The sequence below is a fragment of the Roseovarius aquimarinus genome (assembly GCF_043661195.1).
Taxonomy (GTDB): domain Bacteria; phylum Pseudomonadota; class Alphaproteobacteria; order Rhodobacterales; family Rhodobacteraceae; genus Roseovarius; species Roseovarius aquimarinus.
Map to the genome: position 1 here is coordinate 551,394 of NZ_JBIHMM010000002.1, position 20,848 is coordinate 572,241.

Genomic DNA, 20,848 nt, shown 5'->3' on the forward strand with positions numbered 1-20,848 from the left:
GGGCAGATCGGGGCAGCGCCCCGCCCGCGACCGGCCCTTGACCGAACGGGACCACCATGAAACGCCTCGCCCTCGCCGCCGCCCTCCTCGCCGCCGCTCCCGCCGCCGCCGAGGACAAGCTGTCCCTCGTGCTCGACTGGTTTACCAACCCGAACCACGGCCCGATCATCGTCGCGGAGGAGCGCGGCTATTTCGCGGATGCGGGCCTGAGCGTCGAGATCGTCGCCCCCGCCGATGCCTCCTCCCCGCCCAAGATGGTGGCGGCGGGCCAGGCCGATCTGGGCATTTCCTATCAGCCGCAGCTTCACATGCAGGTGGCCGAGGGTCTGCCGCTCATCCGCGTCGGCACGCTGATCGCCAGCCCGCTCAACTGTCTTCTGGTGCGCGCGGACGGCCCCATCCAGCAGGTTTCGGACCTCGCCGGCGGCAAGGTCGGCTATTCGGTGGCGGGCGTCGAGGAGGCGCTGATGACGGCGATTCTCGCGGCGAACGACGTCTCGGCGGAGGATGTGGAGATGGTCAACGTCAACTGGTCGCTCGGCCCCTCGGTCATGTCGGGACAGGTCGATGCGGTGATCGGCGCCTACCGCAATTTCGAGCTGAACCAGATGGAGATCGAAGGCACGCCCGGCAGATGCTTCTTCATCGAGGAAGAGGGCGTTCCGACCTATGACGAGCTGATCTACGTCGCCAACCCCGAAACCATGGATCTCGAGGTGATCTCGCGTTTCCTGCGCGCGACCCAGCTTGCGACGCAATATATCGTCAACCACCCCGAGGAAAGCTGGGACATCTTCAAGAAGACCGGCGCCGAGCTGGACGACGAGCTGAACGCCAAGGCCTGGACCGACACCCTGCCGCGCTTCGCGCTGCGCCCCGCCGCCGTCGATACCGCGCGCTATGCCGAGTTCGAGGCCTTCATGGAAGGCGCGGGCCTCATCGAAGGCATCCGGCCCGTCTCCGAGCTGGCCGTCGATCCGGGCGCGCGCTGATGTATGGCGAGACCTTCACCGCCTGGCGCGCGGGTGCCGCCGGGCCATGGCACGGCTACACGCATCATCCCTTCGTGCAGGGGCTTGGCGATGGCAGCCTGCCGCGCGAGGCCTACCTGCGTTACATGGTTCAGGATTACGTCTTCCTCATCCATTTCTCCCGCGCCTGGGCGCTCGCGGTGACGAAGGCCGAGACGGTCGAGGAGATGCGCTTCGCCGCGCGCACGCTTCACGCGCTGCTGAACGAGGAGATCGCGCTCCATATCGCCACCTGCGCCGCCGAGGGTCTGGACGAGGAGACGCTTTTCGCCGCCGAGGAATTGCCGCAGAACATCGCCTATACGCGCTACGTGCTCGATGCGGGCCATTCGGGGGATTTCCTCGATCTTCTGGCCGCCCTCGCGCCCTGCGTGCTCGGCTATGGCGAGATCGGCTTGCGGCTTGCCGGCGCCAAGACCGGGACGCCCTATGCCGGCTGGATCGAGACCTATGCCGGCGAGGGGTATCAGCAGATGTGCCATGAGACGGGCAGGCTCCTCGACGGGGCGATCGACCGGCGGCTCGGCGCGTCGCCCCAGACCGCGCCGCGCTGGCAGGCGCTCCAGCACAGGTTCGAGACGGCGACGCGGCTCGAGATCGACTTCTGGGGCATGGCCCTGCCGCAATGAATTCGCCCGGCATCACCTTCGAGGGCAGCGCCACAATCGCCGGTGCCTCCGTTCTGCCGCGCATCGCACTCGATGTGGCGGCGGGCGGCTGGACCTGCCTTCTCGGGCCGTCGGGCATCGGCAAGTCCACGCTCCTGCGCCTCATCGCCGGGATCGCGGACGAGGCGGAGTTCTCGGGGCGGATCGAGGCGAGCGACGGCGCGTCGCTCGGCGGGCGCGTCGCGCTCATGTCCCAGAGCGATCTGCTGCTTCCCTGGCTCAGCGTGACCGAGAACGTGATGCTGGGCGCGCGGCTGCGCGGGGAGGCGCCCGAACCCGCGCGCGCCGCCGCGCTCATCGACGAGGTCGGCCTTGCAAGCCATGCCGCCAAGAAGCCGGACCAGCTTTCGGGCGGCCAGCGCCAGCGCGCCGCGCTCGCCCGCACGCTCATGGAGGACCGCCCGGTCATCCTGCTCGACGAGCCCTTCTCGGCGCTCGATGCGCGCACCCGCGCGCAGATGCAGGATCTGACCGCGCGCCTACTTGCGCCGCATACGGTGCTGATGGTCACGCATGATCCCTCGGAGGCGGCGCGGCTCGGCACGGCGATCGCGCTTCTGGAAGAGGGTGGCCTGCGCTTCTGGCCCGCGCCGCCCGGCGCGCCGCCGCGCGCCGTGACCGACGCGGCGACGCTCGAGACGCAAGGTGCGCTTCTGGCCAGCCTGCGCGGCGCCGCAGAGGGCGCGTCATGAGCCGCGCCGCCAGCATCCTCGCCTCGGCCCTCGTCGCGCTCGCCGCGTGGCAGGCGCTCGTCATCCTCACGGGCGTGCCGCGGTTCATCCTGCCCGGTCCCCTGCGCGTTGCGGAAACCCTGTGGGAGAGCCGCGCGCTCATCGCCTATCACACGGGCATCACGGCCATCGAAGTGCTGGCGGGCCTCGCGCTCGGCGCCCTGCTCGGCGGGCTGACGGCCATCGGCCTCGCCGCATCGCCCATCGCGCGGAGCCTCGTGCGGCCCATGCTGATCTTCAGCCAGGCCGTGCCGGTCTTCGCCCTCGCGCCCATCCTCACGCTCTGGTTCGGCTTCGGCATCGGCTCCAAGGTGGTGATGACGCTTCTGGTGATCTATTTCCCGGTCACATCGGCCTTCTTCGACGCGCTGATGCGCACGCCGCAGGCCTGGCTCGACATGGCGCGGCTCATGGGCGCCAGCCCGGCGCGGATCATGCGCCATATCCGCATTCCCGCCGCCCTGCCCGGCTTCGCCTCGGGGCTGCGCCTAGCCGCCGTCTATGCACCCATCGGCGCGATCATCGGCGAATGGGTGGGCGCGTCGAAGGGGCTGGGATACCTCATGCTGCTGGCGAACGGCCGGGCCAAGACGGACCTCATGTTCGCCGCGCTCATCGTGCTGGCGCTCTTCGCGGTCCTGCTCCATGCCGCCGTGGACCGCGCCTGCCGCGCGACGCTCGACAAGACCGGCTGAGCGCGCGCCCGGGTGAAAACGGCGAGTGAGTATTTCCACCAAGATGAAGCCAAGGCGCGGCCCCCTGCTTCATCTTGGGATAAATACTCAAGCCCGGACTGCCGCCCGGTGCCGCGCTAGAAATCCGTCGGCGCGCCGCCCTCCGATTTGCGCCGCGCGACGAAATCGGCGAGCTCTTCGCGGATGGCCGCGTCCATCGGCGGCGCCTCGAAACTCGCCAGGATGTCCTGCACGATCTGATGCGCGCGCTGCGGGGTCCAGACACCGCCCGCGGCTTCCCAGGCCTCGAAATTGCGCCAATCGCTCAGGAAGGGCTGGTAGAAGGCCGTGCTGTAGCGGTCCTGGGTGTGCTGGATGCCGAAGAAATGGCCCTGATCGCCGACCTCCGCGATAGCCTCGACGGCGATCTCGTCCGGGCCGGTGGCGGTGAGGCTCGGGTCCATGTAACGCTGGATATGCTGGAGGATCTCGCAATCCATCACGAATTTCTCGGGGCTCGCGATCAGCCCGCCCTCGAGCCAGCCCGCCGCGTGATAGACCATATGCGCGCCCGCCTGCACCGCCGACCAGAGGCTGTTGGACGTCTCCCATGTCGCCTGCGCGTCCGGCACGTTGGCCGCGCAGACACCGCTCGCGCGCATGGGCAGCTTGTAGAAGCGGCAAAGCTGGCCGGTCATCTGCGTCGCGCGCATGTATTCGGGCGTGCCGAAGGCGGGGGCGCCGGATTTCATGTCCACATTCGAGGTGAAGGTACCGATGGCGCAGGGCGCGCCGGGGCGCACGAGCTGCGCGAGGACGACCGCGACCAGCGCCTCCGCCAGCGATTGCGCCACCGCGCCCGCCATCGTCACCGGCGCCATCGCGCCCGCCAGCGTGAAGGGCGTCACCACGAGGCCCTGCCCGCGCCGCGCGAGACGCATCCAGCCGTCGAGCATCGGCTCGTCATGCTTGAGCGGGGAAGTGGAGTTGATGTTGGTGTACATGCGCGGCGCCGCGTCGAACTCGGCATGGCTGAGCCCGCCCGCGATGCGCACCATCTCCATCACGTCCTCGACGCGCTCGCGCCCCAGCGAATAGGCATGCGCGACCTTGTCCGACAGCGTCAGCTTGTCGTAGAGCACGTCGAGATGGCGCACCGAAGGATGGATGTCCTGCGGCTCGACCGGGTAGCCGCCGACGAAGTGAATGCAGTTGAAATACTGGCTGAGCTTCAGGAGATTCGCGCACATCTCGCGCGTGCCGGTCACCTTGCGCCCGAGCTTCATGTCCCAATAGCTGGGCGGCGAGGAGACGTTGCCGAAATTGAGATGCCGCCCGCCGATGGTGATCCGCCGCGCCGGGTTGCGCGGCGTGATCGTCCAGGTCTCGGGTGCCTTCGCGATCTCCTCCATCACGAAATCGCGGCCCATGCGCAGGTTCGTGCCCGAGATGGTGCAGCCCGTCGAGGCGCGGAAGACCTCAAGCGCCTCGGCGTTCAGGATCTCGATGCCGATCTCCTCGAGGATGCGCATCGCGCCGTCATGGATGGCGGCGACGCCCGCCTCGTCCAGCGGCTCGACCGGGCGGTCGATGTTGATGGGCGGCGCCCAGGGCATCTGTTCGATCACCGCGGTGCCGCGGCGGCCCGTATTCCCGGCGCGCCCGCCGCTGCGCTGTCTGCGTTTCAAATCCTCGGCCATGGGTCACCCCTCCCGCGCGGTTCACGTCCATCGAAGCACGGCGCGCGTTTCGGAGATATTCACTTTGCGGCAAGCTGTGTCGCTTTTGCCGGACCGCGCCGCGCCCGTCGCCGCGCATGCAGCAGATAGAGGGCGATCGCCACCACGACGACCGCGCCGCCCACCAGCATCCGGGGCGTCAGCGTCTCGCCCAGCACCAGCCAGACCCAGGCGGGGCCGAGCACCGTCTCAAGCAGCAGAAGCAGGCTGACATTCGCCGCGGCCGTATGGCGCGAGGCGATGGAGAGCGACAGGAAGGAGACCGGCAGGATGATGCAGCCGGTGATGGCGATGGCCCAGACATTGCCGTCCGTCATCTGCGCGGGACCCGTCGCCGTGACGCCCGCCGCGCCGGCGCAGAGCGCGCCGAGCCCGATGAGAAGCGGGATGGGCAGCGCGGGGCGCGCGCGCAGCACGACGAAATTCGCGGCCAGCATCATGGCGACGCCCAGCCCTGCCACCGCGCCAAAAAGCACCGCGCCGGGCGTGCCCTCCATCTCCTCGCCGCCCAGCACGGCGATGCCGATCCCGATCGAGACGGCGGCGATGGTAATCCATGTGGCGAGAGGCGTGCGCTCGCCCAGGAAGGCCCAGGCCAGAAGCGCGGCCCAGATCGGGGTCGTCGCAACACCGAAAAGGACGATCGCCACGGGCGCCGCGCCGATCCCGAGGGCGAAAAGGGCCGAATTGACGAACTGGCAGCCGACAATGGCGATCCCCGCCCCGCTGGCGAGAAGCGCGAGATCCGCGCCCCGCGTCCGGCTGGTCAGCAGCCACAGGAGGGTGAGCGAGCTTCCCATGAAGATGCCGCGCCAGCCCATCATCTGCGGCCCCGACATCTCCGACAGGCGCAGGAACATCGCATCGGGCGTCAGCACCAAGGCTCCGAAGGCCGCGAGGGCCAGCCCGAACAGCGGATGACGCGTCACCGGTCGAGCCAGGCCGGGATATGGCCGATATCGGGCAGAACCGCATCCGAGAGCGGCGCAAGCTCGTCCCGCTCGGCGATGCCGGTGAGAACGCCGAGGCACCACATGCCCGCCGCCCGCCCGGCGCGCAGATCATGCGTGCTATCGCCTACCATCACGCAGCGCGCGGGATCGAGGGCGTGCTGGCGCGCGAAGGCCAGCAAGGGGCCGGGCGCAGGCTTGGCGCCGTGGCCCGAATCGTAGCCCGCGATGAAATCGAACTGGCCCAGCACGCCCGCGCCCTTGAGGTGCGAGCGCGCACCGTATTCGGTATCGTTGGTGACGAGCCCGAGCTTGAGCCCGCGCTCCGCCAGACCGCCCAGAAAGGGCGCGAGCGGCACGGCGGGCTGGAGCGGTGCATCCGCCGCGCCGAGGCGCATATGCTCCTCGATGCCGTCCGCAGTGGCGCCGGGCAGATGCGCGGCGAGGATCTCGGCCCCCTCGCGGTTGGTCGAGGCGATCACCGGGCTGTCGGGGCGAAATGCGCAGGTCTCGAGATCGAAGCCGATCGCCCGCGCGAGACGCGCCGCGTCGCCGCCATGCGCCTCGGCCAGTTGGGTGAGCAGATCGCGCGTCCAGACGGCCCATGTCGTATGAAAGTCGAAGAGCGTTCCGTCCTTATCGAAGACGATGCCGGCGATGGGCGCGCCGCTCACGTCCAATGCTCCACGCGCCCGCCCGGAAGATCCGCCCGCGCGCGCATCGGCGCGTCGTTCGCAAGACCGGCGTCGCGGCAGAAGTCGATCACCCATTCATCGTTCATGGTTAAGAAATCGAGGACAGCCGCGAGAAAATCGGGGTCGGAGGCGCCGCGGCGCAGATCATCCTCGCCCGCGCCCGTCGCGCCCATGAAAACAGGTCTCAGATCGTCATTCGCGATCAGCCATGCGAGGCATTTGAGCGCGACCGTATCGGCGAATTCCCGCGTGTCAGGCATAATGATGAAAATCCCGGAAAGGTTTTCTTAACTTCTGGCACGGATAGTCAGCACTGAGAATAGGGCAAGTCAGAAAGGCGGCCGCCCATGTCGGGGATAATTTTGATCGTGGACGCCGTGGCGACCAACCGGATCGTGCTGAAGGTCAAGCTCGCGGCGGCGCATTTCGACGTGCATCAGGCCTCAGGCGGTGCGGCGGCGCTGGCCTCGGCGCGCGATCTCGTGCCGGATCTCGTGATCCTCGGCGCCGCGCCCCGCGACATGAGCGGCGAGGCCCTGATCGCCGCGCTCCGCGCCTGCCCCGATCTCGCGTCGGTGCCGGTCGTCGTGCTTTTGTCCGAAAACACCGCCGCCGCGCGCGTCGCGGCGCTGAAGGCGGGCGCAGACGACGTGATCGCGCAGCCCGTGGACGAACGTGTGATGCTGGCTCGGCTGCGCGCGCTTCTGCGCCAGCATCTCGCGCTTCAGGACATGCGGCTCAATGCCGGACCCGACCGCGCCGCCGGCTTCGGCGAGGCGCCGGGCGTCCTGCTTCGGCCTGGGCGCATCACCATTCTGGGGCCGTCCATGGCCGAGGCGATGGCGCTGCGCACGCGTCTGCGCGGCGCCTGCAAGCATCATGTGAGCGCGGTCCAGACCGGGGCGCCCATCGCCGGCGCGCAGGGAGCCCCGGCGGCGGATGTCTTCGTGCTGACGATCCCCGCCATAGCCGAGGACACGGCGCTCGAGCTGATGGCCGAGCTGCGCGCTGCGCCCGAAGCGCGGCATGGGCGCATCGTCTGCCTTTTGCCGAACGAGGCGCGCGCGCTCGCCGCCAGCCTGCTCGACATGGGGGCGAGCGACGTGATCGCCGGTCCCGCCGACATGAGCGAGCTGGCCTTGCGCCTCACACGGCAGATCGAGCGCAAGCAGGCGGTCGATCAGCTTCGCGCGCGGCTCCATGACGGGCTGCGCGCGGCGATGATCGACCCGCTGACGGGGCTTTACAATCGCCGCTTCGCCATGCCGTTCCTCAAGGGGCTCGCCTCGCGGCAGAACGGCGGGGCCTCGGGCTTTGCGGTGATGCTGGCCGATCTCGATCATTTCAAGCGCATCAACGACCGGATGGGGCACGCGGCGGGCGACAGGGTGCTGTGTCATGTCGCCGATCTTCTGGGAAGCAGCGTGCGCGAGGTCGATCTCGTGGCGCGTATCGGCGGCGAGGAATTCCTGATCGTGATGCCCGGCGCCGACGGGAGCGAGGCGCGCCGCGCCGCCGATCGCCTCTGCCGGCGCATCGGCGAGGCGGATATCGCGCTGCGGGGACAGACCGAGCCTGCGCATGTCACGGTCAGCATCGGCGTCGCCCTGGGCGAGGCGCAACTCGGCGAGGCGCGCGCGGAGCGTCACGTCGAGGCCATTCTCGAGGAGGCGGACCGCGCGCTCTACCGGGCCAAGGCGCGCGGGCGCAACACCGTGACCATCGGCGCGCGCCCCGCGGCCTGACCGGCGGCGGGCGGCGCGCAGCGCGGCAAATGCGCGCGAACTGACCAGCCTCCTGCCTCGGGTCTTTCAATTCGCCCGCGCCTGCTCCAGATTGCGGCCATGCAGCGGCAAGGACGGATCATGGCGAAGGACACGAGCGATATGGATTTGGCGCAGCGCGAAACGGCTCCGGCGACACCGGACCCGGCGGCATGCGGCGCGGACGAGCGGCCCCTCTGGCCCGCCCTGCGCAAGGGGTTCGGGCGCAAGTGCCCCAATTGCGGCTCCGGGCCGATGATGAAGAGCTATCTCAAGGTGCGCGACACCTGCCCGGTCTGCCGACAGGAGCTTTCGCATCACCGCGCCGATGACGGCCCGGCCTATCTCACCATCCTGATCGTCGGCCATGTGCTCGCTCCGGCGCTCCATATCGGCTTCGTGCAGTTCCGCCCCGATCCGATGCTGCTCTTCACCGTCTTCGCGGTGCTGGCGGTCGCGATGTCGCTCTATCTTCTGCCCCGGCTCAAAGGCGCGGTGGTCGCCTTCCAATGGGCGCGGCAGATGCACGGCTTCGGACGCGAGGCCTGAGCGCCATGACCCCGGCCGGCGCCCCGATCCGCGATGCGGCGACCGTGATCCTGCTGCGGCGCGACGGGCCTGCGCCCAGTGTTCTGATGGGCCAGCGCGGCGCGGCGGCAGCCTTCATGCCCTCGAAATTCGTCTTTCCCGGCGGCGCGGTCGATCCCGGAGATGCGGCGATTCCGCTCGCCGCGCCCCTGCCCGATCTCTGCGCCGAGCGCCTCGCCGAAGCGAGCCCGCCGGGCCTCGCCCCCGCGCTCGCCGCCGCCGCCATCCGCGAGCTCTGGGAAGAAGCGGGCCTGATCGTCGGGCGGCGCGGGGCGTGGCACGGCGACGTTCCGCCCGATTGGTCGGGCTTCGCGGCGCGCGGCTATGTGCCGGATGCGCGCGCGCTGCAATTCGTCTTTCGCGCCATCACACCGCCGGGCCGCCCGCGCCGCTTCGATGCGCGGTTCTTTCTGGTCGATGCCGCGCATGTCGCGGGTGATCCCGACGATTTCAGCGCCGCCACGGACGAGCTGAGCCATTTGCAATGGGTGCCCCTGCCCGAGGCGCGGCGCTTCGATCTGCCCTTCATCACAGAGGTGGTTCTGGCCGAGGTCGCGGCCCGCGCGCATGATCCGGCGCCGCCCGCATCGGTGCCCTTCTTCCGCAATGACGACGAGGAAAGCCTTTTCCTGCGTCTCAGCGGGCAAAGCCCACTACAATCACCGACGCCGTGACGAGCGCGACGCCCAGCCCTTCGCGCCGCGTGATGCGCTCGCCGAAGAACACGCGCGCGGCGATGAGCGAGAAGATCACCTCGACCTGCCCCACCGCGAAGACATAGGCCGCGTTCTGAAGCGTGAAGGCGGTGAACCAGCAAAGGCTCCCGCCGAGGCCGGTCAGCCCCATCCAGACGGCGGTGCGGCGCGCGGCGATCACCCGCCCGATCTCGCCCGCCTCGCGCCAGGCGAGCCACGCAGCCATGGCGAGCGCCTGCGACGTCGTGACGGCGGCAAGGGTGACGAGCGCGCGCATCAGCGCATCATCCGAGCCGACCTCGAGCGTCGCGCCGCGATAGCCCACCGCCGAGACCGCGAAGAGCGCGCCCGCGATGAGGCCCAGCGCCGCCGCACGGTTGAAGATGCGCCAACGATCCGCGCCCGCCCCGCCCGAAAGGATCACGACGCCGACAAGGCCGGTGACGATGGCCGCCATGCCCGCCGCGCTGACACGGTCGCCCAGCACCAGAAGGCCGATCAGCGCGGTCTGCACCGTCTCGGTCTTCTTGAACGTGATGCCGACGGCGAAATGGCGCGCGGCGAACAGCGCGACCATGCACCAGGTGGCGAGGATCTGCGCCAGCCCGCCCGCCAGCGCATAGGGCCAGAACATCGGACCGAGCGCGGGCATGCCGCCGCCCCTGTGCCAAAGATAGAGCGTCGCCAGCACCAGCACGAAGGGCATCGAATAGGCGAAGCGCGCGAAGGTCGCGCCGCCCACCGAGAGCGTGCCCATGCTCAGATGCTTTTGCAGCACGAAGCGCAGCGTCTGGAACGCGGCGGCGGCGATGGAGAGGAGGACCCAGGCTTGCATGCCTCCTCATGCCGCTATTTCAGGGGCGCGGCCAGAGCGGATGCGCCACGCTGTCCTTGGCGCGCAGAAAATACTCGCGGAAGACCTGCGCATAGCTGCGATAGACATACCCGTCATTGCGCTTGAGGTAATGCGCGCGGTTGCGACGGTAGATCTGCGGCAGCAGATACCAGGGCGCCTTCGGGTGCATGTGATGCACGACATGGTAGTTGTTGTTGAGAAAAAGGAGCGCGAGCGGCCCGCGATCCTCGACCACCACCGTGCGCCCGCTCGCCCGCTCATGCGCGCGGTGCTCGAGAAAGGTGCGGATCTTGAGCAGCGACATGGCGCCATAGGCCGACACCAGATAGGCCCAGAGGGGCATCGGCGCGACCGAGACCCAGGCCAGCACCGGCACCGTCGCCGCGACATGCCAGAGCCACGCGCGCCGCACGCCCGCATCGCCCGCCCGGATCGCCCGCCAATCGGCGCGCAGGAAGACGGTCATTCCGACGATCGGCCCGATGGTGACACGCCCCAGAAGCGTGTTGTTGAAGCGCAGCACCGCCTGTACGGGGCGCGATAGCCGCTCCCAGACCACCGGGTCGAGATAATTGCTCTCGGGGTCGTCATAGGGATCGGTCAGGAGCGCGTCGCGGTGATGGGCGAGATGCGTGTCCCTGAAGCGCTGATAGGGGACGATCAGCCCGAGCGCCGGCCAGACCGCAGCCGCATTGGCGCGCGGGTTCTCGAAGGGATGGCCATGCAGCGCCTCGTGGCTGAGCGAGGAATGCTGCGCGATCGCGAGGGCCGCGAGCAGGATGCCGAGGGGCAGCCAGAGCGCGGCGGCCCAGGTTGTGGCCAACGCCCAGAGCGCGTAGGTGGCCAGCAAGAGGGCCAGCGTCGGCCATTCAGGCGAGCGCATCGACGCGCCCCCATGAAATGCGCGACCAGATGCGCTCGTAGAGGACATAGAGGCTGAGGCCGATCGCCGTGTTGATGACCGCCATCGCGCCGCCCGCGCCCGCCGAGCCCGTCATGATGTATCCGACGAGGCTCATGACCAGAAGCCCGTTGATGTTCCAGATGATCGCCTTGACCAAGGTGCGGCGGGGCCGTTCCATGTATTCTCCGTATGATTTCAGGTGGTGGCTGAGGAATGGCTATCCCGGCGCGGCGCGTCTTCCCATTCTGTTTGCAGTTAACATTTCGCCCGGTTGGTGATAATTATCACCTATGATGCTCAAAACCGACAAGCGCGCCCGCGCCACGCTCTTCCGCTCCCGCCTCACCGAGGCGCTGCGCATGCGCGGCCTCAGCCAGAGCGCCCTGGCGCGCGCCATCGGCGTCGACCGCTCGACCGTCTCGCAGCTTCTTGCCGGGAGCGGCGCGCGGCTTCCGAATGCGCAGGTCGTCGGGGAATGCGCGCGGGCGCTGGGCATTTCGGCCGATTGGCTCCTCGGTCTCACCGACCGGCCCGAGACCGCGGCGGACATCCTCGCCAACTCGCTTTCGCTGACCGAGGCGCCCCGCGCGCTGGTCGATGCGCAGATCTTCGAGTGGCACAAGGAGGCGGCGGGCTACAAGATCCGGCACGTTCCGGCCGCGCTGCCCGACATGCTCAAGACGCGCGCGATGCTCGAATGGGAATACGAGCCGCATCTGGGGCGCAGCACCGATCAGGTTATCGGCGCATCGGAGGACCGCCTGAACTGGATGCGCGGCGCGCAATCGGATTACGAGATCGCCCTGCCCCTCTTCGAGATGCACAGCTTCGCCCGCGGCGAAGGCTATTACCGGGGGCTGCCGGTGGATGTGCGGCGCGCGCAGATGGAGCGGCTGATCGAGGTGACGGAGGCGCTCTATCCGCGCCTGCGCCTCTCGCTCTTCGATGCTCGCCGCGTCTATTCGGCGCCGGTGACGATCTTCGGCCCGCTGCTCGCCGTGGTCTATATCGGCCGCAACTACATGGCCTTTCGCGATACCGAGCGCGTTCAGGCCCTGACCGGGCATTTCGACCATCTCTTGCGCGAGGCCGCCGTGGCCGACCGCGAGATGCCCGAGTATCTGCGCGGCCTCGCCGCCGACATGCGCGGCTGACGCGCCCCTAGAACGGCATCGGATGGGCGCGGTGCGCCGCGTCGATCTCGGCCAGAACCTCGTCGCCGAGCGTCAGATCGGCGGCGCCGAGCGCGATGTCGAGCTGACCCAGATCCGTGGCGCCGATGATGCAGGACGTCGTGAAGGGCCGCGTCAGCGTCCAGGCCAGCGCCATCGCCGACGGATCGAGCCCGTGACGCCGCGCGATATCGAGATAGGCTTGGGTCGCCTCCCAGACGCGCGGCGTGACGCGCCCGCCCAGATCGGCCGTGATGGACTTGCGCGAGCCTTCGGGCACCGCCGCACCGCTTTGGTACTTGCCGCTCAGAAGGCCGGCGGCGAGCGGCGTGAAGGCCAGAAGGCCCACATCCTCATGCGCGGTCATTTCGGCCATGTCAGTGTCGTAGAGCCGGCAGAGGAGCGAATATTCGTTCTGCACGCTCGCCACGCGCGGCCAGCCGTTCGCCTCCGAGAGGCGCAGGAACTGCATCGTACCCCAGACGCTCTCGTTCGAGAGGCCAAAATGGCCGATCGTGCCGCGCTGCACTTCGGCATGGATCGCCTCGAGCGTCTCGGACATGTTGTCCAGCACTTCGGCGGTGTTCTGGCGCGAGGGATCGTAGCTCCAATTCTGGCGGAACATGTAGCTGCCGCGATTGGGCCAGTGAAACTGGTAGAGGTCGATATGATCGGTCCTCAGCCGCTTGAGCGAGCCTTCGACCGCCTCTCGGATGCTCGCCGCCGTGATCGGTGCGCCGCCCCGCACATGCATGAGACCCGCGCCCGAGACCTTGGTGGCAAGGATCATGTCGCCGCGCCGGCCGGTCTTCTCGAGCCACGTGCCGATGATCTCCTCGGTGCGTCCCTGCGTCTCGGCGATCTTGGGCTGGGTCGGGTACATCTCGGCGGTGTCGAGGAAGTTGATCCCGCGATCGAGCGCCCGGTCGATCTGGGCGTGGCCCTCGGCCTCGGTGTTCTGGCTGCCCCATGTCATCGTGCCAAGGCAAAGCTCACTCACCTTCAGGCCGGTGCGGCCGAGCGGATTCATCTTCATGTCACGCTGTCCCCTTTTCTTCGCGGTGCAAGGTAACGCCTTGTCGCGCGGCGTCACGCGCAAAATGCGGATTGAGAACATAAGTCGAACAAACTACACTCGCCGCATGTCGATCCTGCCGAATCTCGATCGCGGGCCGCTCCGCCCGTCGCTGCCCGTTCTGGGCGATGTCGCCCTCCCGCTGGCGCGGCTTCACGAGGCGTGCGGGCCCGCGCGGCACATGCTGGCCATGCTGATCGCGGCGGCGACGCGGGGGCCTGTCCTCTGGATCGCGCCGCCCTGGCAGGCCGGTGCGCTCAACCCCGACGGCATCGAGGCCTTCACCGGCCCCGAGCGTTTCATCTGGATCACGCCCGAGCGGGAAGTCGATATCCTCTGGACGCTGGAGGAGGCCCTCCGCAGCGGCGCGGCGCCCTTCGTCGTGGCCGATCTGCCCGGCCCCCCGGGCCTCACGCCGGTGCGCCGGCTGCACCTCGCCGCCGAGACGGGCGCGGGCGCGGGCAAGGCGATGGGGCTCGAGCCGCCGCTGGGCCTGATCCTGACGCCGGGCGCGGGCGGCGCACCCGGGATCGAGACGCGCTGGCACATGGCCCCCGCGCATCGCCCCGGCGCCCCCGGCTGGACCCTGACCCGTGCCCGCGCCCGCACCGCGCCGCCCGCGACATGGCATGTCTCGGGCACGCCCGAAGGTTTGCGGATGACGGCCAGCGCCTTGGGCTAGGGACCGCGGGCGCCCCATGAGTCCAAACAACTCCGGCGCGCGCGGTTTAGAAGCAGGCGGAAGAGAGGCGCGTCAGGGATCGACGGCGATATTGTCGATCAGCCGCACACCGGCGAGCCATGCGGCCCCGAAAAGACGCGCGGGGCGGGTGGGCGCCTCGAGCAATGCGAGATCGTCATTGGCCCGCAACTCGAGATAATCGACCGAGGTGAAGCCCGCCCGCTCGAGCGCGGCGACGGCATCGAGGCGCGCCGCGCCGAAATCGCCGCCCTCCCGCAATGTCCGGGCGAGGGTCTGCATCTGCTCGGGCAGCGCGGGCGCGACGGTGCGCGCGCGGTCCGACAGGAGCAGGTTGCGCGAGGACATGGCGAGTCCGTCCATCTCGCGGATGGTCGGGCAGCCATGGACGGTAACCCCGAGATCGAGATCGCGCGCCATGCGGCGCACCACCTGAAGCTGCTGGAAATCCTTCTCGCCGAAAAAAGCGTCGGTGGCCGAGCTTTGCGCAAAGAGCTTGGCCACGACGGTGGCGACGCCTTCGAAATGGCCCGGGCGGTGAATGCCGTCCATCACATCGGTGAGGCCCGCGACGCTGACGGTGGTGGCGAAACCCTCGGGATACATCTGATCGCCGTCCGGCACATAGAGCGCATCGACGCCGAAGCGGGCGAGCTTTTTCGCATCCGCCTCCTCGGTGCGCGGGTAATTCGCCAGATCCTCGGGCGAGCTGAACTGGCGCGGGTTGACGAAGATCGTGACGACGACGCGCGTGCAGGCGGCCTTGGCAGCGGCCACGAGCGACAGGTGTCCGTCGTGAAGCGCGCCCATCGTCGGCACGACGCCGATGCTCTCGCCCGTGCGGATCCACGGGCGCGTGGCCGCGCGCAGCTCGGCAAGGCTCCGCAGGATCGGCGCCGTCATGCCCCGGGGGCCTCCTCGGCGAAGGTATGCTCGGGCGCGGGAAACTTGCGCGCGCGCACCTCGGCGGCATAGGCGGCGATGGCGGCCTCGCCATCCTCGCCGAGCGTGGCGTATCGCTTGACGAATTTCGGCTTGAAGGCGGTGAAGAGCCCAAGCATGTCGTCGACGACCAACACCTGGCCGTCGCAGCCCGCAGACGCGCCGATGCCGATGGTGGGTATCGCGATATCGGCGGTGATCCGGTCGGCGAGGCCCGCCGGCACCTTCTCGATCACCACGGCGAAGGCGCCCGCCTCCGCGATGGCGCGCGCGTCCTCGCTGAGCAGGCGCGCGCCGTGGCCGCGTCCCTGCACCTTGTAGCCGCCCAGAGTGCCGACCGATTGAGGCGTGAGGCCGATATGCGCCATCACAGGCACGCCGCGCGCGGTCAGAAAGGCGATCGTCTCGGCCATATGCGCGCCGCCCTCGAGCTTGACCGCCGCCGCGCCCGTCTCGCGCATGAGGCGCACGGCATTGCGCATCGCCTGCGCGGGGCTTTCCTCGTAGGTGCCGAAGGGCATGTCGATGACCATCATCGCCTTGCTCAGCCCGCGCGCGACGGCCTGGCCATGCAGGATCATCATCTCCATCGTCACGCCCGTGGTCGAGGTCAGGCCGTGCAGCACCATGCCGACGCTGTCGCCGACCAGCGCGAAATCGCAATGCGCGTCCACCATCCGCGCCATGGGCGTCGTATAGGCCGTGAGGCTGACGATGGGCGTTTGCCCCTTCATGGCGCGAATGTCCGAGGGAAGCGGGGCGGTCTTGCGGGCGGTGGCGCTCATGGCATGCCTCGGTGTTGCTGCATCGCGGCAATGCCTAGCAAGGATGCCGGGGAAATTCCACCGCTCTTATGCGCGGCGCGCGCGGCCCGCGCGGCGGCGGCGATCCGCCTGCCCGGTTGCACCCGGGCGCCAAGCCGCTAGAGGTGGTGGGCGGGGCCATCGTGCCTATATTGCAGATAAGCGCGCCGGCACGGGCCGCGGCGGATTTCAAGAGGGCATGCGGATGACAGGCAGATCTTTCACCGGCACCCTGCGCGCGTTGATGCTCGGCGCGGCGCTGGCAGTCTCTGCCGCTGCGCCCCTCGCGCTCGAAGCGCAGGAGACGCCCAATGATGCGCAGGCGGCGCAGACGGTCAGCCGCGCCGATATCATCCGCCTGCTGGGACGCCTGCACGAGGACGGCGCGGTGCGCGCCGATCTGACGCGCCTCGGCTTCGCAGGCGAGAAGCTCGAACTGGCCACGCGCCATGCCGCCGACATGCTGCGGGATCCGATCATCGCAGGCTATGTCGCCGACCGCGTGCTGGCCGTGCGCGATGGCACCGCCGTGCCGGTCGGGCGCGCGCAGGGCCTTCTTTGGGGCGTGATCGACCGGGGCCTCGGCCATCTGCCCTTGCGCGATCTGCGCTATTACTACCTCGTCGAGCAGGCGGTGCTGGGCGGCATGCCCGAGCAGACCTGCGGGCGCGCCGTGCGCGGCGATCTGACCCCCGACCAGATGGCCGAGGCCACCGCCCGCGCCGCCGCGCGCCTCAATACCGAGGGGCTGCGCAACTACTACCGCATCCAGCTTCGCGCGGCGCAGCTCGGCGCGCAGCGCGGGCCGAGGGTGCTGCCGCCCGAACGCGCGGCACGGGCCGAGGCGGCGATTTTCGGCGTCGTCACCCGCACCATCGCCGCGCGCGAGGACGCGGCGCGGATGATGGGCAGTTTCGCGAATCTCGACCGGGCCAGCGCCCGCGACGCCTGCCGTGCCGGGCAGGTCTTCATCGAGGCGGTTCTGACGCTCGAGGGGCAGGAGCTCAACGACGCGCTGATCCAGTTGAGCACGCCCTGAGCGATGCGCGCGGCGCGGAGTCTCGACAACCGGACGGCGCGGCATCTGTGGCTCGGCGCGCACGGGCTGAGCGGGATCGGCACCGGCGCGCCCGATGTCATGGCCCTCATCCGGCAGATCGGTTTCCTGCAGATCGACACGATCCGCAACGTGACGCGTGCGCATAACCACATCCTCTGGTCGCGCAATCCCAACTACCGCGAGGGGATGCTCTGGCCGCTTCTCGGCCGCGAGCTTTTCGAGCATTTCACCCATGACGCTTCGTTGATCCCGATGGAGGTTCTGCCGCTCTGGCAGCGCCAGTTCGCGCGGCTGGGGGCCAAGGCCGCCGAGGGCGAGTGGTTCCAGTCGGGCCTCGGCCGGGCCGAGATCGAGAGCATCCGGGACCGCATCGAGGCCGAGGGGCCGCTGTCGACCCATGCGTTCGACACCAAGGCGACGAGCCGCGAAATGTGGGCGCGCCCGCCGCACAAGAAAGCGCTTGATCAGATGTGGTATGCGGGCACGCTGGCCACCGCGAAGCGCGAGAATTTCGTGAAGTTCTACGATCTGGGCGCGCGCGTCTTTCCTTCGCAGCTTTTGCAGGGCCCGCCCGATCAGGAGGCGATCGACGCACTGTGCGATCTGGCGCTCGAGCGGCTGGGCATCGCCACCTGCGGCGAGGTGCAGCGCTTCTGGGCCGCGATGAGCGCCGAGGAGGCGCGTGGCTGGGCGCAGCGGCGCCGGCCCGCGCAGATAGAGGTGACCGGCGCGGACGGCCAGCGCCGCGCCGCCTTCGCCGCGCCCGATCTCGACGAACGCCTCGCGCGGCTGTCGCCGCCGAGCGGGCGGCTGCGCATCCTCAACCCCTTCGATCCTGCGGTGCGTGACCGCGCGCGGCTCGCCCGCCTCTTCGGTTTCGAATACGTCAACGAGATGTTCGTGCCCGCCGCCAAGCGGCGCTGGGGCTACTACGTCTATCCGCTCCTCGAGGGCGACCGCTTCGTCGGGCGCACCGAGCTGAAGGCGGACCGAACGAAGGGCCGGCTGAGCGTCACCGGCCTCTGGCCCGAACCCGGCACGCGCTGGGCCGCGGGCCGCCAGCGGCGCTTCGAGGCCGAGCTCGATCGCCTCGCCCGGATGATCGGCGCGGACCGGGTGAACTGGCAGGTGCGCCCCCCGCTCTGAGCCGCGATCTGGTATTGAGCGCCGCCGCGCGATATGCACGCGCGAAATCCCCTGCCAGGTGGCTCTCCGCGTGCTTTTCAGTTCGGCCCAATTCGTCTTCGCGTTCCTGCCCGGCAGCCTTCTGGGGTATTTCGCCCTCGCGCGCCTCGCGGGCGCGCGCGCGGCGCTCGGCTGGCTCGTGCTCTGCTCGTTTTTCTTCTACGGCTATTGGCGGCTCGACTACCTGCCGCTGCTGATCGGCTCGATCCTCGTGAACTACGCCGTGGCGAGCGGCATTCAGGCACGGCGCGCGCCTTTCGGCCTCCTGATCTTCGGCATCGCAGCCAATCTGGGGCTTCTGGGCTATTTCAAGTATTTCGGTTTTTTCGTCGAAACCCTGAACACGGTCGCAGGCACGGGCATGGAGGTGCCGCGCATCCTTCTGCCGCTCGCCATCTCGTTCTTCACCTTCCAGCAGATCACCTATCTGGTGGACAGCTATCGCGGACAGGCGGCGCGCGGGAGCCTTTTGACCTATGCCGTCTTCGTCACCTTCTTTCCGCAGCTCATCGCCGGGCCGATCGTGCATCACAAGGAGATGATGCCCCAATTCGCGCGCAGCGCGATGCTGCGCCTGCGGTCGAAGAACCTGCTGGCTGGGCTCGTCATCTTCGGGCTCGGCCTTTTCAAGAAGATCGGGATCGCGGACAGTTTCGCCGTCTGGGCCGATGCGGGCTATGCCGACCACACGCAATTGACCATCCTCGATGCGTGGATCACGACGTTCTCCTACACGTTCCAGCTCTATTTCGATTTTTCGGGCTATACCGACATGGCGATCGGCGCGGCGCGCATGTTCGGCATCCGCCTGCCGCTCAACTTCCTGTCGCCCTACAAGGCGACCTCCATTCAGGATTTCTGGCGCCGCTGGCACATCACGCTCTCGCGCTTTCTGCGCGATTACCTCTACATCCCACTCGGCGGCAGCCGCAGGCGCGAGGGGCGCGTCGCGGCGAACCTGATGGTGACTTTCCTTCTGGGCGGGCTGTGGCACGGTGCGGGCTGGACCTTCATCATCTGGGGCGGCATCCACGGCGCGGCGCTGGTGATCGGGCGGCTCTGGTCGCTGGCGGGGCTGCGCCTGCCGCGCGTGGCGGGCTGGGCGCTGACCTTCGCGGTGGTGCATCTGTCATGGGTGTTCTTCCGCGCGGAGGATCTGGGGCAGGCGCTCGATATCCTCGCGATCATGTTCGGCCTCGATCCCGCCGCGATGAGCGGCCCGCGCCATGTCGTGATCTCGGAGGCCAGCAAGGCGGGGCGATACCTCGCACTCGCGCTCGTCGGCGTTCTCGTGCTGCCGAACACCTATCAGTTCACCCGCGACATCCGCCCGCTCTACAAGACGCTGGTCGGCGCCGCCGCCTTCGGGGCGGGCGCGATCCTGATGCTGGTATCGCGCAGCGACGTCTTCCTGTATTTCAACTTCTGAGAGGAGATCAGCCCGATGTACAGCGCCCGCCTGACCCTCTTCGCCGGTATCGCCGGGATCATCCTTCTTGCGCTTCCCGCCGCCAATATCGCCACGCGCGCCTATCTCGGCGGGGCGCTCCTGCCCGCCGAGCCGCGCGATCTATTGTCGCTCGACCGGATCGAGGGAAATCTCGCCTATCTTGCCATGACGCAGCTCGGGCGCTCGCTTTTCCCCGAGCGGGTTCAGATCGGGCGGGAGGGGTATCTCTTTTTCGGCGACGACGACGGCGCGGCGATGGCCAAGACGCGCGGCGCATGGCCTGTCCCCGAGGGTCTGATCGCGGCGCAGGCGGCCGCGCTCGGCAGGCTGGCCGAGCGCATGGAGGCGCGCGGCGCGCGCTTTCTCGCCGTGATCGCGCCCAACAAGCATTCGGTCTATCCCGAAATGCTGCCCGAGGACGTTGCCCCTGCCGCGCGCACCGTCACCGACGATCTTCTCGAGGCGGCAGGCGACGTGCCGCTCCTCGATCTGCGCCCGGTTCTGCGTGCGGCCAAGACCGAGACGCAGGCCTATCTCAAGACCGACACGCATTGGACGCGCGCGGGCGCCGCTGCGAGCTATGAGGCGGTCATGGACCGGCTCGGGGCGCGCGCCGTCGCCTATGATCTCACCCCCGTTCCCGCCCCCGCGGGCGATCTTGCGCGGCTCCTCAAGATGGGTGGATTCTATCCCGAGGATGCCGAGACCGACTACCTGATCGACTTCGCCGAGCCTCCCGGAACATGCACGGTCGACATCGGCCTCGTCTCCGGCAAGGAGAGCGCCTGCCTGCCCGCGCCCTACCCCGAGCAATCGGTGATGGAGAAGGTCATGCGCGCGGCGCGCACGCCGCAGGCCCCCAACCCGCAGACGGTCCTGATGCTCTGCGACAGTTTCTGCTCGGTCTCGTCGCCGCTCTTCAACGCGAGCTTCGAAGAGGTCTATCGCGTGCACTGGAAATTCATCGACGACGCGGCGCTCGAGCGGCATCTGGCGCGGATCGCGCCCAATATCGTGATCCTGCAGATGGTCGAGCGGGACGCGCTGTCGCTGGGTCTGGGCCGGCCCTAGGCATGGGCGCGCGGGGCGGGCGGCCCCGATTGGTGCTGGATTCGGCGGGCCCGTTCTGGCACGAGACAGACCAGACCCGGCAAAGACAGGGCCCGC

The 20,848-nt window shown here is 68.9% G+C and carries 23 protein-coding genes; 13 read left to right on the forward strand and 10 right to left on the reverse strand.

Annotated elements, in window-relative coordinates:
• The first annotated feature begins 56 nt into the window (after positions 1-56).
• The 4 genes from ACGRVM_RS10140 to ACGRVM_RS10155 are packed head-to-tail and all read left to right on the forward strand — an operon-like array spanning position 57 to position 3,125.
• A complete protein-coding gene (locus ACGRVM_RS10140) occupies positions 57-992 on the forward strand; it encodes an ABC transporter substrate-binding protein (RefSeq protein ID WP_377170252.1) in 936 nt (311 codons plus the stop codon).
• The gene (tenA, locus tag ACGRVM_RS10145) at positions 989-1,660 is read left to right on the forward strand and encodes a thiaminase II (RefSeq protein ID WP_377171365.1); all 672 of its coding nucleotides are present in this window, start codon (positions 989-991) and stop codon (positions 1,658-1,660) included. The genes ACGRVM_RS10140 and tenA overlap by 4 nt, the downstream gene beginning before the upstream one ends.
• The gene (locus ACGRVM_RS10150) at positions 1,657-2,391 is read left to right on the forward strand and encodes an ABC transporter ATP-binding protein (RefSeq protein ID WP_377170250.1); all 735 of its coding nucleotides are present in this window, start codon (positions 1,657-1,659) and stop codon (positions 2,389-2,391) included. Before tenA ends, ACGRVM_RS10150 begins: the two co-directional genes overlap by 4 nt.
• Positions 2,388-3,125: an ABC transporter permease gene (locus tag ACGRVM_RS10155; protein ID WP_377170248.1), complete on the forward strand. Its 738-nt coding sequence runs from the start codon at positions 2,388-2,390 to the stop codon at positions 3,123-3,125. The genes ACGRVM_RS10150 and ACGRVM_RS10155 overlap by 4 nt, the downstream gene beginning before the upstream one ends.
• A gap of 116 nt (positions 3,126-3,241) precedes the next feature.
• Here ACGRVM_RS10155 and ACGRVM_RS10160 read toward each other — a convergent pair whose 3' ends face one another.
• The 4 genes from ACGRVM_RS10160 to ACGRVM_RS10175 are packed head-to-tail and all read right to left on the reverse strand — an operon-like array spanning position 3,242 to position 6,748.
• Positions 3,242-4,804, reverse strand: a complete 1,563-nt coding sequence (locus ACGRVM_RS10160; RefSeq protein WP_377170246.1) for a trimethylamine methyltransferase family protein — start codon at positions 4,802-4,804, stop codon at positions 3,242-3,244.
• A gap of 59 nt (positions 4,805-4,863) precedes the next feature.
• Positions 4,864-5,772, reverse strand: a complete 909-nt coding sequence (locus ACGRVM_RS10165; protein ID WP_377170244.1) for a DMT family transporter — start codon at positions 5,770-5,772, stop codon at positions 4,864-4,866.
• Positions 5,769-6,467, reverse strand: a complete 699-nt coding sequence (locus ACGRVM_RS10170) for an HAD family hydrolase (RefSeq protein ID WP_377170242.1) — start codon at positions 6,465-6,467, stop codon at positions 5,769-5,771. Before ACGRVM_RS10170 ends, ACGRVM_RS10165 begins: the two co-directional genes overlap by 4 nt.
• Positions 6,464-6,748 (reverse strand): DUF3572 domain-containing protein, encoded by a 285-nt coding sequence (locus ACGRVM_RS10175; protein WP_377170240.1) that lies wholly within the window; start codon positions 6,746-6,748, stop codon positions 6,464-6,466. Before ACGRVM_RS10175 ends, ACGRVM_RS10170 begins: the two co-directional genes overlap by 4 nt.
• A gap of 87 nt (positions 6,749-6,835) precedes the next feature.
• Here ACGRVM_RS10175 and ACGRVM_RS10180 point away from each other — a divergent pair, with 87 nt between their 5' ends.
• The 3 genes from ACGRVM_RS10180 (at position 6,836) to ACGRVM_RS10190 (ending at position 9,513) form a co-directional block, all read left to right on the forward strand.
• The gene (locus tag ACGRVM_RS10180; RefSeq protein WP_377170238.1) at positions 6,836-8,233 is read left to right on the forward strand and encodes a diguanylate cyclase; all 1,398 of its coding nucleotides are present in this window, start codon (positions 6,836-6,838) and stop codon (positions 8,231-8,233) included.
• A 120-nt stretch (positions 8,234-8,353) separates the two neighbouring features.
• Positions 8,354-8,800: a DUF983 domain-containing protein gene (locus ACGRVM_RS10185; protein ID WP_377170236.1), complete on the forward strand. Its 447-nt coding sequence runs from the start codon at positions 8,354-8,356 to the stop codon at positions 8,798-8,800.
• Positions 8,801-8,805: 5 nt separating this feature from the next.
• Complete coding sequence (locus tag ACGRVM_RS10190; protein WP_377170234.1) at positions 8,806-9,513, forward strand: NUDIX hydrolase; 708 nt, start codon at positions 8,806-8,808, stop codon at positions 9,511-9,513.
• Here ACGRVM_RS10190 and ACGRVM_RS10195 read toward each other — a convergent pair.
• From ACGRVM_RS10195 to ACGRVM_RS10205, 3 genes are read right to left on the reverse strand one after another with little or no spacing between them, the layout of a single operon-like run.
• The gene (locus ACGRVM_RS10195) at positions 9,476-10,369 is read right to left on the reverse strand and encodes an EamA family transporter (protein ID WP_377170232.1); all 894 of its coding nucleotides are present in this window, start codon (positions 10,367-10,369) and stop codon (positions 9,476-9,478) included. The genes ACGRVM_RS10190 and ACGRVM_RS10195 overlap by 38 nt on opposite strands.
• Before the next feature lie 19 nt (positions 10,370-10,388).
• A complete protein-coding gene (locus ACGRVM_RS10200) occupies positions 10,389-11,273 on the reverse strand; it encodes a fatty acid desaturase (RefSeq protein WP_377170230.1) in 885 nt (294 codons plus the stop codon).
• Positions 11,260-11,472, reverse strand: coding sequence for a DUF2061 domain-containing protein (locus tag ACGRVM_RS10205; RefSeq protein ID WP_377170227.1), 213 nt, complete (start codon positions 11,470-11,472; stop codon positions 11,260-11,262). Before ACGRVM_RS10205 ends, ACGRVM_RS10200 begins: the two co-directional genes overlap by 14 nt.
• A 112-nt stretch (positions 11,473-11,584) precedes the next feature.
• Between ACGRVM_RS10205 and ACGRVM_RS10210 the strand changes: the two genes are divergently transcribed.
• Positions 11,585-12,448: a helix-turn-helix domain-containing protein gene (locus ACGRVM_RS10210; protein ID WP_377170225.1), complete on the forward strand. Its 864-nt coding sequence runs from the start codon at positions 11,585-11,587 to the stop codon at positions 12,446-12,448.
• A 7-nt stretch (positions 12,449-12,455) separates the two neighbouring features.
• On the opposite strand, the gene ACGRVM_RS10215 is transcribed toward ACGRVM_RS10210, so the two are convergent.
• A complete protein-coding gene (locus ACGRVM_RS10215; RefSeq protein ID WP_377170223.1) occupies positions 12,456-13,502 on the reverse strand; it encodes an aldo/keto reductase in 1,047 nt (348 codons plus the stop codon).
• A 106-nt stretch (positions 13,503-13,608) separates the two neighbouring features.
• Here ACGRVM_RS10215 and ACGRVM_RS10220 point away from each other — a divergent pair, with 106 nt between their 5' ends.
• Entirely contained in the window at positions 13,609-14,223 is a 615-nt protein-coding gene (locus tag ACGRVM_RS10220) for an ImuA family protein (RefSeq protein WP_377170221.1), read from the forward strand.
• A 72-nt stretch (positions 14,224-14,295) separates the two neighbouring features.
• Here ACGRVM_RS10220 and panC read toward each other — a convergent pair whose 3' ends face one another.
• Together panC and panB are read right to left on the reverse strand one after the other, a co-directional pair.
• Positions 14,296-15,144, reverse strand: coding sequence for a pantoate--beta-alanine ligase (gene panC / locus ACGRVM_RS10225; RefSeq protein ID WP_377170219.1), 849 nt, complete (start codon positions 15,142-15,144; stop codon positions 14,296-14,298).
• Complete coding sequence (gene panB, locus ACGRVM_RS10230) at positions 15,141-15,968, reverse strand: 3-methyl-2-oxobutanoate hydroxymethyltransferase (RefSeq protein ID WP_377170217.1); 828 nt, start codon at positions 15,966-15,968, stop codon at positions 15,141-15,143. The genes panC and panB overlap by 4 nt, the downstream gene beginning before the upstream one ends.
• A gap of 223 nt (positions 15,969-16,191) precedes the next feature.
• Here panB and ACGRVM_RS10235 point away from each other — a divergent pair, with 223 nt between their 5' ends.
• From ACGRVM_RS10235 to ACGRVM_RS10250, 4 genes are all read left to right on the forward strand, one after another.
• Positions 16,192-17,025 (forward strand): hypothetical protein, encoded by an 834-nt coding sequence (locus ACGRVM_RS10235; RefSeq protein ID WP_377170215.1) that lies wholly within the window; start codon positions 16,192-16,194, stop codon positions 17,023-17,025.
• A 3-nt stretch (positions 17,026-17,028) separates the two neighbouring features.
• Positions 17,029-18,192, forward strand: a complete 1,164-nt coding sequence (locus ACGRVM_RS10240) for a winged helix-turn-helix domain-containing protein (RefSeq protein ID WP_377170213.1) — start codon at positions 17,029-17,031, stop codon at positions 18,190-18,192.
• A gap of 70 nt (positions 18,193-18,262) precedes the next feature.
• Positions 18,263-19,660, forward strand: a complete 1,398-nt coding sequence (locus ACGRVM_RS10245) for an MBOAT family O-acyltransferase (RefSeq protein WP_377170211.1) — start codon at positions 18,263-18,265, stop codon at positions 19,658-19,660.
• Between the two features lie 15 nt (positions 19,661-19,675).
• Positions 19,676-20,752 (forward strand): alginate O-acetyltransferase AlgX-related protein, encoded by a 1,077-nt coding sequence (locus ACGRVM_RS10250; protein WP_377170209.1) that lies wholly within the window; start codon positions 19,676-19,678, stop codon positions 20,750-20,752.
• Positions 20,753-20,848 lie beyond the last annotated feature (96 nt).